The sequence below is a fragment of the Sagittula salina genome, assembly GCF_017813235.1.
Classification (GTDB): Bacteria; Pseudomonadota; Alphaproteobacteria; order Rhodobacterales; family Rhodobacteraceae; genus Sagittula; species Sagittula salina.
On sequence record NZ_JAGISH010000086.1, the window covers coordinates 1 to 245 of the forward strand.

A 245-nucleotide genomic window follows, 5' to 3' on the forward strand; every position below is an offset into this window, starting at 1 on the left:
TGGTCGAGATCGGCAGCGACACTGCCAGGCGGCTGGACGTGATCCCCGCCCAGTTCCGAACCCTCGTGACCAGGCGCCCCAAGCTGGCCTGCCGCGCCTGCCCCGGCGTCGTGCTGCAGGCTCCCGCGCCCGCTCGCCTGATCGAGGGCGGCATGCCGACCGAGGCGACCGTTGCGCACCTCCTGGTATCGCGCTACGCGGATCACTTGCCGCTTCTGTGATCGGGCCTCTTCCGTCAAGCGCCG

1 pseudogene is annotated in these 245 nt (G+C 71.0%); it reads left to right on the forward strand.

Annotated features, from left to right (window positions below):
- Positions 1-215: pseudogene (locus J5474_RS22655) on the forward strand (IS66 family transposase zinc-finger binding domain-containing protein); the annotation flags it as partial.
- Positions 216-245 lie beyond the last annotated feature (30 nt).